This window comes from Blastococcus xanthinilyticus, assembly GCF_008124835.1.
GTDB classification, from domain to species: domain Bacteria; phylum Actinomycetota; class Actinomycetes; order Mycobacteriales; family Geodermatophilaceae; genus Blastococcus; species Blastococcus xanthinilyticus.
This window is the reverse complement of record NZ_VNHW01000005.1, coordinates 174051-187467: the sequence shown is the minus strand read 5'-3', so window position 1 is coordinate 187467 and position 13417 is coordinate 174051. Positions and strand designations below refer to the sequence as shown.

General features: G+C 75.5%; 15 protein-coding genes and 1 riboswitch. Of the genes, 2 read left to right on the top strand and 13 right to left on the bottom strand.

Features of this window, described 5'->3' with window-relative positions; translation table 11 throughout:
* Window positions 1–10 precede the first annotated feature (10 nt).
* The 5 genes from BD833_RS09800 to BD833_RS09780 all read right to left on the bottom strand — a co-directional run bounded on the left by BD833_RS09800 (window position 11) and on the right by BD833_RS09780 (window position 5083).
* Window positions 11–1078, bottom strand: a complete 1068-nt coding sequence (locus tag BD833_RS09800; protein WP_166532944.1) for a threonine aldolase family protein — start codon at window positions 1076–1078, stop codon at window positions 11–13.
* A gap of 4 nt (window positions 1079–1082) precedes the next feature.
* Window positions 1083–2156, bottom strand: a complete 1074-nt coding sequence (metX, locus tag BD833_RS09795) for a homoserine O-acetyltransferase MetX (RefSeq protein ID WP_166532943.1) — start codon at window positions 2154–2156, stop codon at window positions 1083–1085.
* A gap of 1 nt (window position 2157) precedes the next feature.
* Window positions 2158–3450, bottom strand: coding sequence for a bifunctional o-acetylhomoserine/o-acetylserine sulfhydrylase (locus tag BD833_RS09790; RefSeq protein ID WP_166532942.1), 1293 nt, complete (start codon window positions 3448–3450; stop codon window positions 2158–2160).
* A gap of 42 nt (window positions 3451–3492) precedes the next feature.
* Window positions 3493–3610, bottom strand: a riboswitch (SAM riboswitch).
* Window positions 3611–3668: 58 nt separating this feature from the next.
* The gene (locus BD833_RS09785; protein ID WP_166532941.1) at window positions 3669–4190 is read right to left on the bottom strand and encodes an Rv3103c transmembrane domain-containing protein; all 522 of its coding nucleotides are present in this window, start codon (window positions 4188–4190) and stop codon (window positions 3669–3671) included.
* The gene (locus BD833_RS09780; protein ID WP_208092528.1) at window positions 4187–5083 is read right to left on the bottom strand and encodes a mechanosensitive ion channel family protein; all 897 of its coding nucleotides are present in this window, start codon (window positions 5081–5083) and stop codon (window positions 4187–4189) included. Before BD833_RS09780 ends, BD833_RS09785 begins: the two co-directional genes overlap by 4 nt.
* 228 nt (window positions 5084–5311) lie before the next feature.
* Here BD833_RS09780 and BD833_RS09775 point away from each other — a divergent pair, with 228 nt between their 5' ends.
* Window positions 5312–6277, top strand: a complete 966-nt coding sequence (locus BD833_RS09775) for an EamA family transporter (protein ID WP_166532939.1) — start codon at window positions 5312–5314, stop codon at window positions 6275–6277.
* A gap of 19 nt (window positions 6278–6296) precedes the next feature.
* Here the strand turns inward: BD833_RS09775 and BD833_RS09770 are convergent, their stop codons facing one another.
* The 6 genes from BD833_RS09770 to BD833_RS09745 form a co-directional block, all read right to left on the bottom strand.
* Window positions 6297–7313, bottom strand: a complete 1017-nt coding sequence (locus BD833_RS09770; protein WP_208092526.1) for an ABC transporter substrate-binding protein — start codon at window positions 7311–7313, stop codon at window positions 6297–6299.
* Between the two features lie 88 nt (window positions 7314–7401).
* The gene (locus BD833_RS09765; RefSeq protein WP_166532937.1) at window positions 7402–8235 is read right to left on the bottom strand and encodes an ABC transporter ATP-binding protein; all 834 of its coding nucleotides are present in this window, start codon (window positions 8233–8235) and stop codon (window positions 7402–7404) included.
* Complete coding sequence (locus tag BD833_RS09760) at window positions 8232–9329, bottom strand: FecCD family ABC transporter permease (protein ID WP_166532936.1); 1098 nt, start codon at window positions 9327–9329, stop codon at window positions 8232–8234. The genes BD833_RS09765 and BD833_RS09760 overlap by 4 nt, the downstream gene beginning before the upstream one ends.
* Window positions 9326–10372, bottom strand: coding sequence for a FecCD family ABC transporter permease (locus BD833_RS09755; RefSeq protein WP_166532935.1), 1047 nt, complete (start codon window positions 10370–10372; stop codon window positions 9326–9328). Before BD833_RS09755 ends, BD833_RS09760 begins: the two co-directional genes overlap by 4 nt.
* Before the next feature lie 69 nt (window positions 10373–10441).
* Window positions 10442–11158: a mycothiol-dependent nitroreductase Rv2466c family protein gene (locus tag BD833_RS09750; protein ID WP_166532934.1), complete on the bottom strand. Its 717-nt coding sequence runs from the start codon at window positions 11156–11158 to the stop codon at window positions 10442–10444.
* Window positions 11159–11175: 17 nt separating this feature from the next.
* Window positions 11176–11670, bottom strand: coding sequence for a glutathione peroxidase (locus tag BD833_RS09745; protein ID WP_166532933.1), 495 nt, complete (start codon window positions 11668–11670; stop codon window positions 11176–11178).
* Between the two features lie 90 nt (window positions 11671–11760).
* Between BD833_RS09745 and BD833_RS09740 the strand changes: the two genes are divergently transcribed.
* Entirely contained in the window at window positions 11761–11961 is a 201-nt protein-coding gene (locus BD833_RS09740) for a hypothetical protein (protein ID WP_166532932.1), read from the top strand.
* A gap of 9 nt (window positions 11962–11970) precedes the next feature.
* On the opposite strand, the gene BD833_RS09735 is transcribed toward BD833_RS09740, so the two are convergent.
* Both BD833_RS09735 and BD833_RS09730 read right to left on the bottom strand, forming a co-directional pair.
* Window positions 11971–12390 (bottom strand): DUF2237 family protein, encoded by a 420-nt coding sequence (locus BD833_RS09735; protein WP_208092524.1) that lies wholly within the window; start codon window positions 12388–12390, stop codon window positions 11971–11973.
* A 15-nt stretch (window positions 12391–12405) separates the two neighbouring features.
* The gene (locus BD833_RS09730) at window positions 12406–13380 is read right to left on the bottom strand and encodes a TIGR03032 family protein (protein ID WP_166532931.1); all 975 of its coding nucleotides are present in this window, start codon (window positions 13378–13380) and stop codon (window positions 12406–12408) included.
* Window positions 13381–13417: the final 37 nt, after the last annotated feature.

Below are 13417 nucleotides of genomic sequence, written 5' to 3'. Positions count from 1 at the left end.
CCGGCCGACGCTAGCCGCGACCGGAGAGGGCGGCGATCGCGGCCCGGATCTCCGCCGGGTCCAGCGCCAGCGTGGCGTCGCCGACCGGCAGCTCCACCCGCACGGTGCCCGGGTCGCCGGTGGGCACGGCCTGCGGCCAGGTCCACAGCCCCTCCTCCGCGAGACCGCGGGCGGCGGCGCGGAAGGCGTCCGGCGAGGTGCGCAGCAGCAGGTGCAGCATCGGCGTCTGCGGCGGGTCGGGGACGACGGTGACCCCCGGCAGGTCGCGGACCGCGCCGGCGACCGCGCGGGCCCGCTCCAGGTAGGCCGGCATGCGCGGCAGCCGGCGGCGGAGGCAGCCCAGCGCCGACGCCGCGCCCGGCCACATGCCGAACAGGGTGCCGCCGAGGCGGCGGCGCCACTCGCGCACCTCGGCCACGACGTCCTCCGGCCCGGCCAGGCAGCAGCCGGCCAGCGCCCCCAGCCCCTTGTAGAAGCTGACGTAGACGGTGTCGAACAGCCCGGCGATCTCCGCGGGGGAGCGGTCGTACCCGGCCGAGGCCTCCCACAGGCGGGCGCCGTCCAGGTGCGCCGCGGCCCCGCGGGCCCGCGCCCAGGCGACCTGCTCGACGAGGTCGGCCCACGGGGGCAGCCGGCCCCCGAGGTCACGCTGGGGCAGCTCGACCAGCAGGGCGGCCGGCCGCTCGGCGACCGCGTCGAGGTCGGCGCGCAGCAGCAGCCCGTAGCGGTTCCCCGCGGGGCGCAGCACCATGCCGTGCAGCCGCTCGAACGCCTGCTCCTCGTGCCGGATCAGGTGGCTCTCGGGATGGCAGACGACGGTGCGCCGCGCGCGCCGGTCGGCGTGCACCCGCAGCGCGGCCTGCTGGGCCATGACGCCGCTGGGCAGGTAGACGGCCGCGGGCAGCGCGAGCACGTCGGCCACCTCGGCCTCCAGCTCGGTGACCACGCCGCCGTCGCCGTAGCGGTCCGGTGCGGCGTCGCCGGGGATCGTGGCCAGCAACTGGTCGGCCCGCCACTCGCCGTGCCCGGCCAGGCTCCGGTCGCAGCCGGCGCGCAGGGCCAGCAGGTCGTCGTCCACCCGGTCAGTCCAGCAGCTCGCGCAGCAGCGCGCCCACGGCGTCGGACTCGAGAAGGAAGCCGTCGTGCCCGTAGGGGGAGCTGATCAGCCGCAGCGGCACGCCGAGCGCGTCGGCGACCCGCTGCTGCTGCGCGGGCGGGTAGAGCCGGTCGCTGTCCACACCGGCCACCACCGCGCGGGCGGTGACCCGGGCCAGCGCCGCCTCCACCCCGCCCCGGTCGCGGCCGACGTCCCAGCTGTTCATGGCCTCGGTCAGCAGCACGTAGCTGCCGGCGTCGAACCGGCGGGCGAGCTTCCCGGCGTGGTGGTCGAGGTAGGAGGCGACGGCGTAGCGGCCGTCGTCCTGCACGAGGGAGCCGAACCGGGCCTCCAGCTCCAGCCCGCTGCGGTAGGTCAGGTGGGCGATCCGCCGGGCGACGCCCAGGCCGTCGGCCGGCGGGTCGTCCAGCGGGTAGTCGCCGCCGGCCCACCGGGGGTCGGCGCGGATCGCGGCCTGCTGGGTGGTCTGCGTGCCGATCTGGTCGGCCGAGGCGACCGCGGCCGAGGCGAGGAAGAACAGCCCGTCGACGCGGTCCGGGGCGGCCACCGCCCACTCCAGCGCCCGCATCCCGCCCATCGAGCCGCCCACCACGGCGGCCCACCGCTCGACGCCGAGCGCATCGGCGAGGGCGGCCTCGGCGCGCACCTGGTCGCCCACCGTCACCTCGGGGAACCGCGACCCCCAGCGGCCGCCGTCCGGCGCGGCCGACGACGGGCCGGTCGTCCCCTGGCAGCCGCCCAGCACGTTCGCGCAGACGACGAAGAACCGGTCGGTGTCCAGCGCCGCGCCCGGGCCGACCAGCCCCGCCCACCAGCCCGCCGTGGGGTGCCCCGGGCCGGCCGCGCCGACGACGTGGCTGTCACCGGTGAGCGCGTGCTCGACCAGGACGGCGTTGCCGCCGTCCGGCGCGAGCTCGCCCCAGGTCTCGTAGGCGATCCGCACGCCGGGCAGGCTCCCGCCGCGCTCCAGGGGGAAGGGGCCGGGCAGGTCGAGGAACCGGCGGTCGCCCCCCGGATCCCCCTCGACCCACCCGGCCATCTCAGGCGGTCTTGGCGGCGCGGAACCCGGCCTCCAGGTCGGCGAGGATGTCCTCGATCCCCTCCAGGCCGACGGCCAGGCGCACCAGGCCCGGCGTGACGCCCGTCGTGAGCTGCTCCTCGGCGGTCAGCTGGGAGTGCGTGGTCGACGCCGGGTGGATGACCAGGCTGCGGACGTCGCCGATGTTCGCCACGTGGCTGTGCAGCTCCAGCGCCTCGACGAACTTCTGGCCGGCCTCGCGGCCGCCGTGCAGCTCGAAGGTGAGGACGGCGCCGGCGCCCTTCGGGGCGTACTTCTGCTGCGCCGCGTGCCAGGGGGAGGAGGGCAGCGACGGGTAGTTGACCCGCTCGACCGCGTCGTGGGCCTCCAGGAACTCCGCCACCCGGGTGGCGTTCTGCACGTGTCGCTCCATGCGCAGCGACAGCGTCTCGATGCCCTGGACGACGAGGAAGGCGTTGAACGGGCTGATCGCCGGCCCGAGGTCGCGGAGCAGCTGCACCCGGGCCTTGAGCGCGAAGGCCGGCGCACCGAGGTCGGCGTAGACCACGCCGTGGTACGTGGGGTCGGCGGTGGTGAACATCGGGTGCCGGCCGCCGGTCCAGTCGAACCGCCCGCCGTCGACGATGATCCCGGCGATGACCGTGCCGTGACCGCCGAGGTACTTGGTGGCCGAGTGGACGACGACGTCGGCACCGAACTCCAGCGGGCGGATCAGGAACGGCGTGGCGATCGTGTTGTCGACGATCAGCGGGACGCCGTTGCGGTGCGCGACCGCTGAGACGGCCTCGATGTCGAGGATGTCGCCCTTGGGGTTGCCGATGGTCTCGGCGTAGAACGCCCGGGTGTTCTCCCGCACCAGCGCCTGCCAGGCCTCCGGGTCGTCCGGGTCCTCCACGAAGGAGACGGTGATGCCCATCTTCGGCAGCGAGTGGTGCAGCAGGTTGTAGGTGCCGCCGTAGAGGGAGGCCGACGCCACGACGTGGTCACCGGCCTCGGCCAGGTTCAGGATCGCCAGCGTCGTCGCGGACTGGCCGCTGGACACCGCCAGCGCGGCCACGCCGCCCTCGAGCGAGGCCACGCGCTGCTCCAGCGCGTCCTGCGTCGGGTTCATGATCCGGGTGTAGATGTTGCCCATCTCGGCCAGCGCGAACAGGTCCGCGGCGTGCTGGCTGTCGCGGAACTGGTAGGCGGTGGTCGCGTAGATCGGCAGCGCGCGGGCGCCGGTCGTGGGGTCGGGGCTCGTGCCGGCGTGGATCTGCCGGGTCTCGAAGCTCCAGCTCTGCGGGTCGGTCATGCGCCGTCTCCTCTCGCTCGCGGAGACCCGCGGCGCACGGGAGCTCCGTCCTTGCCCCCACGGCGGGCGCCGCGGGAACCGGCTCTTCCCCTGGAGCACCTCAGACGGAGTAGAGGTTGCCGGGCAGCCAGCCAGGTGCTTCGCGCTGCCTCTCAGGAGCCAGGCCCGATCCTAGGACGCCGTTGTCCCACGTGAAACACCGGTCACACGCCGCGAACTCAGCCGGCCGGTGGTTCGGTCACCGTCGGCTCGCCCGGAGGCGCCTCCGTCGTCCCGTCCTCGTCCGAGGGGCCCGGCTCCGTGGTCGGGGTCCCGGTCCCGGTCGGTGCGGTAGGGGTGGTCGTGGAGGTCGGCGGGCTCGTGGTCGGCCGGGACGGCGTCGTGGTGGGCGTCGTCGTCGGCTCGGTCTCCGGCGGCTCGGTGGGCTCGGTGGGCTCGGTGGTCTCGGTGGGCACCGGCTCCTCCACGACGGAGGTGTCCGACGCCGGGGTCTCCGGCGGCGTGCCCGGCGCCGGCGGGCGGACGTTGAGGTAGAGGAAGAACAGCCCGACGAAGAGCACGGCGAGCACGACCGTGGAGGTGCGTGCCCGGCCCAGGTGGCGGGGGACGTTCGACCACCAGCGCGAGCCGGGGGCGACGTCGGTCGGAGCGGGATCGCCGGCGGCGGCGGCGGGCGCGGTGCTCACGGTGGGCGCCGAGGGGGCCGCGTCCGGCGCGCGGCCGGGGTCGGGTGTGCTCATCGGACCCTCTCCTGCACGGCGGTGGCGCCGTCCTGGACCGGCTCGGTCGCGGTCGCCTGGGGCACCTGCATGCCCTGGCTGCGGAAGGCCTGGACCACCCGGGCCCGCAGGTCCCGCCCCACCTCGAACTGCTTGCCGGGCAGCGTGCGCGCGACCACCCGGATGTTGACCTGCTCGAGGTCGAGGCTCTCCACGCCCATCACGCTGGGCGGGTCCAGCAGCAGCGGCCGCAGCCCCGGGTCGCGGAACGCCTGGCGGCCGACCTCGCGGAGCACCTCGTTCACCCGGTTCACGTCGGCGCTGGTCGGCACCGGCACGTCGACGACCGCCCGCGCCCAGTCGCGGGACAGGTTGATCACCTTGACGATCTGGCCGTTCGGCACGGTGACCACCTCGCCGTCGGGCGACCGGACCCGCGTGACCCGCAGCGTCACGTCCTCGACGGTGCCCGACGCGGGCTCCATGCCGCCCAGGACCTGGATGGCGACGACGTCGCCGAAGCCGTACTGCCGCTCGGTGATGATGAAGAACCCGGCCAGCACGTCGCCGACGATCCGCTGCGCCCCGAAGCCGAGGCCGACGCCGAGCACCGTGGCGGGCGCGACCAGGCCGGTGATCGGGACGCCGAGCCGGTCGAGGACGAAGAAGACGGAGATCGAGTAGATCAGCACCACCGCCGCCCAGGTGAGCACCTGGGTCAGCGAGTGCCGGTGCTTGGCCGCCTCCGAGCGGACGAGCGCGTCGCTCTCGGTGGCGTTGCGGTCGATCCGGTCGGTGACCCTGGTGCCGACCCAGGCGACGAACCGGGCCAGCAGCACCGATCCGACGATGATCAGCACCACCTCCAGGCCGCGCCCGGACAGCCAGTCCAGGACGTCACCGAACGCGTCCACGGGCACTCTCCTGTCGTCGTGGGGAAGCGACCTTCCCACAGTGCGCAGGGAGGCCCGCCGATGCCAACCGGACCGGCGGCCGGACGGTGACCGGGTGCTCCCGCACGCCGCTCACCTGGGCGGATGGCCCCCGGAGAGATCCCTCACGTGCGAGGCGCGGTGCCCTCCTCCGGATCCGGCGGGCGGGTTGTAGGTGGCTCGGCGGCGGTTGCCCGCTACCGTGCACCCGTGGCCCGCACCCCACGCCCCGCCGTCGGCTACGCGCTGACCCTCGCCGCCGCCGGCTTCTTCGCGGTCAACGGCACGGTCTCCACCCTCGCGCTGCAGGCCGGCATCTCGGCGCCCCGGCTGACCGCCCTGCGCTGCACCGGTGCCGCGGTGGTGCTCCTGGCGGTGCTGCTCGCCGTCGCCCCCGACCGGCTGCGGGTGAGCCGGCGGGAGATCCCGATGCTGGCCGTGCTCGGCGTCGTCGGCATCGCCCTGACGCAGTTCCTGTACTACGTGGCGATCGGCCGGCTCCCGGTCGGCATCGCGCTGATCTTCGAGTTCACCGCGCCGGTGCTGATCGCGCTGTACGTCTGGCTGGTCCGGCGCGAGCGGGTGCGCCGCCGGGTGTGGGCGGCGCTCGGGCTGTCGCTGGCCGGCCTCGTCCTGGTGGCTGAGGTCTGGACCGGCGGGGGAACGCTGCACCCGGTCGGCGTGCTGGCCGGGTTCGCCGCCGCGGCCGCGCTGGCGACGTACTACCTGATCGGGGAGCGCGCGACGGTCTCCCGCGACCCGGTGACGCTGACCTGCTGGGCGTTCGTGGCCGCGGCCGTCTTCTGGGCCGTCGCGGCGCCGTGGTGGCTCTTCGACGCCGGCACCCTGGCGCGCACGGTCCCGATCTCGGTCGGCTCGGTCGAGGTGCCGCTGTGGGTGCTGGTCGCCTGGATCGCCGTGATGGGCGCGGTCGTGCCGTTCTGGCTGTCGATCTCCGCCCTGCGCCACCTGCCGCCCACCGCGGCGGGGCTGGTGGCCACGGCGGAGCCGGTGTTCGCCTCCGTCGTCGCCTGGCTGTGGGTGGAGCAGGTGCTCTCCGGGTGGCAGATCCTCGGTGGCGCCGTCGTCCTCGCCGGGATCGTGCTCGCCCAGACCGCGCGCTCGGCACCGGCGGTGCCGCCGGTGCCGGAGAGCCCGGCCCCGCTCGGGTCCTGAGCGGGGCCGGGCCGCCGGGTCAGGGGGTGACGTCCTCGGCCGCGGTGAGCCAGCCGGCGAGCTCGGCCATGTACTCGGCCTGGGCCGCGTAGTCCATCCCGATGTACTTCCACGGGTGGGCCTGTTCGGCTTCGAGGGCGGGCAGTCGCGCCGCGGTGGGCTGCTCGGCCATCTCCTCCGGCGTCATGCCCCCGCGCAGGGAGTACAGGAGGACGTCGCTCGGGTGGTCGGGCACCTGCTCCCAGCCGACGCTCTGCCAGAAGTAGCCGTCGCCGCCCGGGTCGACGAAGTCGACGCCCAGCTCCTCGTACAGGGCGAGCTGGGGGTCGTCGCCGGCCTTGGCCATCCACCAGCCCTCCGACGGCGTGGCGTAGACGGGGAGCACGCTGACCCCCTTCTCCCCGGCCGCGGTCAGCGCCGCGGCGGCCTCGTCGTACTCCGCGCGCGCCGCCTCGATGGTGCCGGTCTCCGCGCCGAGGCTCTCGGCGAGCTCGGCGACGTCGGCCATCACCTCGGCGGCCGAGCCGCGGTAGGCGATCGCGACGACCGGCGCGATCTGCTGGAGCTGCTCGAGCTGGGCGGCGCTCTCGATGCCGTACGGCGGCGAGGCCGGGTCCAGCGTCCCCTCGGAGTCCACCGGGTAGACGGAGGTGATGATCAGGTCGGGCTCGGCGGCCGCGAGCTGCTCCAGGTCGATCTGGCCGTAGCTCTCCCCGACAATCTCGACGTCGGCGAGGTCCCGGCCCTCGAAGGCGACGTCGTCGGCCGCCGACGTCTGCCCGAACGTGGCGACCGGCTCGACGCCGTAGTTCCACAGCGAGGCCATGACGTCGTTGAGGCCGGCGATCCGGGTCGGCGTCCCGTCCAGCTCCACCTCGGTGCCGAGGTCGTCGGTGTACGTCCAGCCCTCGTCGGAGGTGGCGGCGGCGGGATCGGTGCCGGCGTCGTCCTCGGCGTCGGCGCCGCAGGCGCTCGTGCCGGCGGCGACGCCCAGGGCGAGGAGGCCGCCCAGCAGGCGGCGAGCGGTGATGTGCAACGGAACTCCCTCGGGCACGGGGATGCATGATCATCCCGGTCGAGGAAGGTTAGCCTGCCCTAAGTCGATGGGGACAGGGGGTCGGCGCTCAGCGCAGCCGGCGCACCGGGACGACCATCGGCGTCCCCGAGACGGGGTCGGGCAGCACCCGCGCCTCGAGCTCGAAGACCTCGGCCAGCAGCTGCTCGGTGAGCACCTCGGCCGGGGAGCCCGACGCGACCAGCGCGCCGTCCTTCATGGCCACCAGCCGCTGCGCGTAGCGGGCCGCCAGGTTCAGGTCGTGCAGCACCACCACGACGGTGCGCCCGCGCTCGGCGTGCAGGCGGGCCACCAGGTCCAGGACGTCGATCTGGTGGGAGAGGTCGAGGTAGGTGGTCGGCTCGTCGAGCAGCAGCAGGTCGGTGCCCTGCGCCAGCGCCATCGAGATCCACGCCCGCTGCCGCTGGCCGCCGGACAGCTCGTCGACGGGACGGCCGGCGAGGTCGGTCATGCTCGTCCAGGACAGCGCCTCGGCCACCACCGCCTCGTCGTCCCGCGACCACTGGCGCAGCCAGTTCTGGTGCGGGTGCCGGCCGCGGGCCACCAGGTCGGCGACGGTCAGCCCCTCGGGCGCGACCGGGGTCTGGGGGAGGAGGCCGAGCACCTTGGCCACCTCGCGGGTCGGGGTCTTCGCGATCGCCCGCCCGTCGAGCAGCACCTGCCCGGACGTGGGCCGCAGCAGCCGGCCCAGTGCGCGCAGCAGGGTGGACTTGCCGCAGCCGTTGGGGCCCACGATCGCCGTGAACGACCCCTCGGCGAGCTCCAGGTCGAGGTCGTCGACGACGACGTTCTCGTCGTAGGCCAGGCGGACGCGCTCGGCGGCCAGCCGGACGCGGGCCGCATCCGGCGCCGCGGTCGGGGAACGGTGCAGGAGCTCGGTCATACGGTGGATCGCCGCCTTCCGCGGACCAGGAGCCAGAGCAGGTAGGGCGCGCCGATGACGGCGGTCAGGATGCCCACGGGCAGCGCCTGCGGGAGAACCGTGCGGGTGACCAGGTCGGCGCCGACCACGAGGAGCGCGCCCAGCAGGCCGGCGGCCAGCAGGGGCGGCCGCGACCCGCCGGTGAGCCGCACCGCGATCTGCGGGACGACGAGGGCGACGAAGGTGATCGGCCCGGCGGCGGACACGGCGAACGCGACGAGGCAGACGGCCAGCAGCACCACGGCGGTCTGCGCGCCGGTGAGCCGCACCCCCAGCCCGCGGGCGGTGTCGTCGCCGAACTGCAGCACGCCCAGCACCCGGCCGGCGGCGAGCGCGAGGGGCAGGAGGACCGCGACGGCGAGGCCCAGGGGGACGACGTCGTCCCAGGTGCGGGCGTTGAGCGAGCCGGTGATCCACACGTAGGCCGACGCGGCGTCGTGGATCTCGGCGCGGGTGAGCAGCCAGTCGACCAGGGCCGCCCCGACCGACCACAGGGCGATGCCGACCAGGACCAGCCGGTAGCCGTCGATGCCGGTGCGCCACGCCAGGCCGAACAGCAGCGCGCCGGTGGCCAGCGCGCCGAGCAGGGCGGCGACCGGGACGCCGAGCCCGCCGAGGATCGCCCCGGTCGACGTCCCGCCGCTGAGCACGATCGCCGCGACGGCGCCCACCGAGGCGCCGGTGGTGATGCCGAGGGTGTCCGGGGCGGCCAGCGGGTTGCGGGCGAAGGTCTGGAACAGCGCGCCGGAGACGCCGAGGGCCAGCCCGACCAGCGCGCCGACCACCACCCGGGGCGCGCGCAGCTGCAGGACGACGAACTCCTGGGTCTGCTCGCCGAGGCCCACCAGCGTGCGGAGCACCTCGCCCAGGCCGATCGGGTAGTCGCCCCGGCCGATGCTGAGCGCGGCGGCCAGCACCAGGACGGCGAAGGCGACCGCCGGGACGGCCACGTCGCGCCAGCGCAGCAGCCCCGACACCGGCCCCACCCGCACGGGCCGACCGGCGCGCACCGGGCCGGCGGCCGGTTCGGGCCGGGCCGGCGCGGCGACGCTCACAGCGCCACCGTCTTCCGCCGGCGCACCAGGGCGACGAAGAACGGCGCCCCCACGAGGGCAAGGACGATGCCCACCTGGAGCTCGCCGGGGTGGGCGACGACCCGGCCGATCACGTCGGCGACCAGCAGCAGGGCCGCGCCGGCCAGGGCCGAGCAGGGCAGCAGCCACCGGTGGTCGGGGCCGGTGAGCGCGCGGACCGCGTGCGGCACCACCAGCCCGACGAAGGCGATCGGGCCGCAGGCGGCGGTGGCGGCGCCGCAGAGCAGCGTGATGGCGGCCAGGCCCACCGCGCGGGCCAGCCAGATGCGCTGGCCCAGCCCGCGGGCGACGTCCTCGCCGAGCCCGAGCAGGTTGAGGGCGGGCGCGTTGACCAGGGCGAGCACCAGCCCCAGCGCGAGGAAGGGGGCGACCTGCCAGGCCACGCTCGCGTCGCGGCCGGCCAGCGAGCCGACCACCCAGAAGCGGAAGCTGTCGAGGGTCTGCTCGTCGCTGACCAGGATCGCGCGGACCAGCGCGTACAACAGCGCCGAGAGCGCCGCGCCGGCGAGCGCCAGGGTGACCGGGGTGGCGCCGCCCGGGCCCGCCGAGCCGATCCCGTAGACCAGCACCGTGCCCGCCAGCGCGCCGGCGAAGGCGAACCAGACGTAGCCCGCCGGCGTGCTGATGCCCAGCACCGAGATCGCCAGGACGACGGCGAGGGAGGCCCCGGCGGTGACGCCGAGCAGGCCGGGATCGCCCAGCGGGTTGCGGGTGTGCCCCTGCATCAGGCCGCCGGCCAGGCCGAGGGCGGCGCCGACCATGAGCCCCAGCGCCGTGCGCGGCAGGCGCAGCTCGCGGACGATGACCGCCTCGTCGGTGTCCAGCGGCGGGTCGAGCAGCGCGCCCCACACCTCGGGCAGGCCGATGGACCGGCTGCCGATCGCGATGCTGGCGAGCGCGGCCGCGACCACGAGGGCGAGCAGCAGCACGAGCGTGCCCAGCCGCCGGGGCGGGGTGGGCGGTCGTGCCACGTCCCGGGCCGGGACGTCGACCGTGGTGGCCACGAGCAGCTCCCGGGACGGACGGCGAGAATCAGATAAGGCTAACCTTAGCTGGGCCTCCGCCGCATCCGGTCAGCGCTTCTGCCGCCGGCTCCCGCCGTGCCAGTCCTCCTGCTTCCCCGCCTCTCCCGGCTGGACGCCGAACGCCGGCAGCTGCGGCCGCTCGCGCAGGCTGCGCTTGAGCTCGGCGAACCCGGGGAACGAGGCGAGGCCCACCACGTGGTCCCAGAGGGCCACCGCCTCCTCGTCGCTGGGCCGGCGGCTGATCACCGGCCCGAAGAAGGCCACCCCCTCCGGCGGCCGGAAGTGCAGGATCGGCGTCCCGACGTCCTTGCCGGTCAGGGCCAGGGCCTCGTCGGTCTCGGCCTGGATCTGCGCGTCGCGCCCGCCGTCCTCCAGCGCGTCGGCGAGGTCGGCGGGCAGGCCCGCGTCGGCGAGCACCGGCGCGACGAAGCCCGCCGTCCCCCGCTCGGCCCGGTCGCCCTCCGGTCCGCGTTCGAAGACGTGCTGCCCGCAGGCCTCGTAGAACCGGGCGACGCCCTCGTTCCCGTGCCGGTCGCGCGCGTGGGCGGCCACGCGCAGCAGCCGCAGGCCCGCGGTGTGCCCGGCCTCGTACTCCGGCGGGAAGTGGGTGGCGTAGTCGATGTGCGCGTTGAGCAGCCGCAGCGAGATGAACCGCCACTCGACGGCGTACTCCCGCTGGGCGCTCACCTGGCGGACCCACGTGCTGGTCAGCCACGCGAACGGGCACACCGGGTCGAACCAGAAGCGGAGGTCGGGAGCGGCCATGCCCGACCGTAACCGGCTCAGGCCGGGAGCACCGACTCGACGGCGGCCCGCACCTCCGGGGCGTCCGGCTCGGTGCGCGGCCGGAAGCGGGCGACCACCCGGCCGGTCCCGTCGAGCACCCACTTCTCGAAGTTCCACTGCACGTCGCCCGCGGCGCCGTCGAGGTCGGGCACCGCGGTCAGTTCCTGGAACAGCGGGTGCGCGCCGGGCCCGTTCACCTCGAGCTTCCCGGTCATCGGGAAGGTCACGCCGTAGGTCGCCGAGCAGAACTCCGCGATCTCCTCGGCGGTGCCGGGCTCCTGGCCCTTGAACTGGTTGCAGGGCACCCCGACGACGGTGAACCCGCGGGGGCCGTACTCCTCGTGCAGCGCCTCCAGCGCGGCGTACTGGGGGGTGAGCCCGCACCGGCTCGCCACGTTCACCAGCAGCGCCGGCGTCCCGCCGGTGAGCTCCCGCAGCGTCGTGCTGCTGCCCTGCAGCGTGGTCAGGGGCGTGTCGAGGAGGTCGGCCATGCCGCCCGCAGCGCCTCCGGCCGCGCGTTCATTCCGGCGCCGCGCGGCCTGCGGCGCCTACGGTTGCGGCATCCGTCCCGAGGAGGTCCCGTGGAGTGGCTGCTGATCGCGGCGGCGGTGCTCGTGGTGGTCGCGGCCACCTGGTACCTCCGGCGCCGGCCCGCCCAGCGGGACCGGCGCGACGAGCTGCCCGACGGCCCGCTGGACCGCGACCGGCTCGACGGCCCGGACGCCCGGGGTGCGGTCAACAAGAACAGCTGGATGCTCGGCGGTGGGGGGACCGGCGGCTGAGCTCCTCGCTCATTCCAGGCCGCTGACGTCGTCCGGCACGTCGACGGCGTGCTGGCGCAGCGCCTCTAGCGGCACCACCTCCAGGGCGCGGGCGTTGGTCGCGGCCAGCACGACCCCCGACGCGGCGCCGGCCTGGTAGGCCTGCAGCCACCGGACGGCGACGACGCACCACCGGTCACCCGGCCGCAGCCCCGGGAAGCCGTACTCCGGGCGCGGGGTGGTGAGGTCGTTGCCCAGCTCCCGCTGCGCCGCCAGGAACTCGGTTGAGACGACGGCGCAGACGGTGTGCCGGCCGAGGTCCTCCGGGCCGGAGGCGCAGTGCCCGTCGCGGTAGAAGCCGGTGACCGGGTCGGTGCCGCACGGCTGCAGCGGTCCGCCCAGGACGTTCCGCTCGATGTCGTCGCGCTCGGGGGCGGGGTCGGGGAGCACGCGCTCAGGATGCCGTCAGCGGGCGACGTCGGCCAGCGTCTCGACCGGCAGCACGAAGCAGGTGGCGGTCAGCGGCGCGTCGGGCTCCAGCACCTCCGGGAACCGGAACGGCACCAGCTGCACGTCGGTGATCTCCTCGACGGCGCCGCCGAAGCGCAGCGACGCCACCGCGCCGCCCGTGCGGGTGTCGACCACCTCGAGGCCGCAGGCCGGGCCCTCGTCGCCGGGGGAGATCCCGATGACGGCGTACCGCCCGGCCAGCGCCAGCCCGCGGGCGAAGCCGGGCACCGTGGCGACCACGGTGCGCTCGCCGGAGGCCGGGTCGACCGACACCAGCGCGCCGGCGCCGGCCTCGAGCAGCCAGAGTCGGCCGTCGTGCCAGCGCGGGGAGTACGGCAGCGCGAGGCCGCCGGCCAGCACCTCGCCACCGGGCACCTCCAGGAGGAGCCCGCCGTCGCGGGCGTGCTCCCGCCAGCCGTCCGCGGTGTCGCTGCGGCCCAGCGCCGTGGCGTAGCGGACCGCTCCGTCACGGACCGCGATCCCGTTCAGGTGGCAGCGGTCGTCAGGGGCCAGCGCGGAGACGAACGGCGGCCGCCACTCCGGGCGGAAGCTGTGGTCGGCGTCCAGGGTCGCGAGGCACGAGAAGGCCGACGAGACCACCCACAGCCGGTCGCCGGCCCAGGCCAGCTCGGTCGCGCCGATGGCGCCGGTCCAGTGCGCCGCGCGCGGGACGAAGCAGGTGTCGTGGCGGTCGTCGTCCAGCCGGGCGGCGACCGCCGGCTGGCTGCGGTAGTCGAGGACCTGGCGGGCGGTGGCCAGCGCGAAGCGGTCGGGGCGGACGGCGATGCCCGTCGGGCTCTCGAACGGCAGCGCGCGGATCCCGTCGCCGCGCTCGTCGGCCCGCACCAGCAGCAGCTGCCCGCCGCGGCCGGTCGTGACCACGAGCGAGAGGCCGAAGTCGGTCAGCAGCTCGGGAAGGGCGGCGTCCATGGCTCCGCAGCCTGGCACGACCCTGGCCGGTCGCCGC

Coding starts and splice junctions, on each gene's coding strand:
- BD833_RS09730 (WP_166532931.1), bottom strand. CDS start 13,380: ATGGACGCCGCCCTTCCCGAGCTGCTGACCGACTTCGGCCTCTCGCTC.
- BD833_RS09745 (WP_166532933.1), bottom strand. CDS start 11,670: ATGGCCGACCTCCTCGACACGCCCCTGACCACGCTGCAGGGCAGCAGC.
- BD833_RS09765 (WP_166532937.1), bottom strand. CDS start 8,235: ATGACCGAGCTCCTGCACCGTTCCCCGACCGCGGCGCCGGATGCGGCC.
- BD833_RS09790 (WP_166532942.1), bottom strand. CDS start 3,450: ATGACCGACCCGCAGAGCTGGAGCTTCGAGACCCGGCAGATCCACGCC.
- metX (WP_166532943.1), bottom strand. CDS start 2,156: ATGGCCGGGTGGGTCGAGGGGGATCCGGGGGGCGACCGCCGGTTCCTC.
- BD833_RS09750 (WP_166532934.1), bottom strand. CDS start 11,158: ATGGCCGCTCCCGACCTCCGCTTCTGGTTCGACCCGGTGTGCCCGTTC.
- BD833_RS09785 (WP_166532941.1), bottom strand. CDS start 4,190: ATGAGCACACCCGACCCCGGCCGCGCGCCGGACGCGGCCCCCTCGGCG.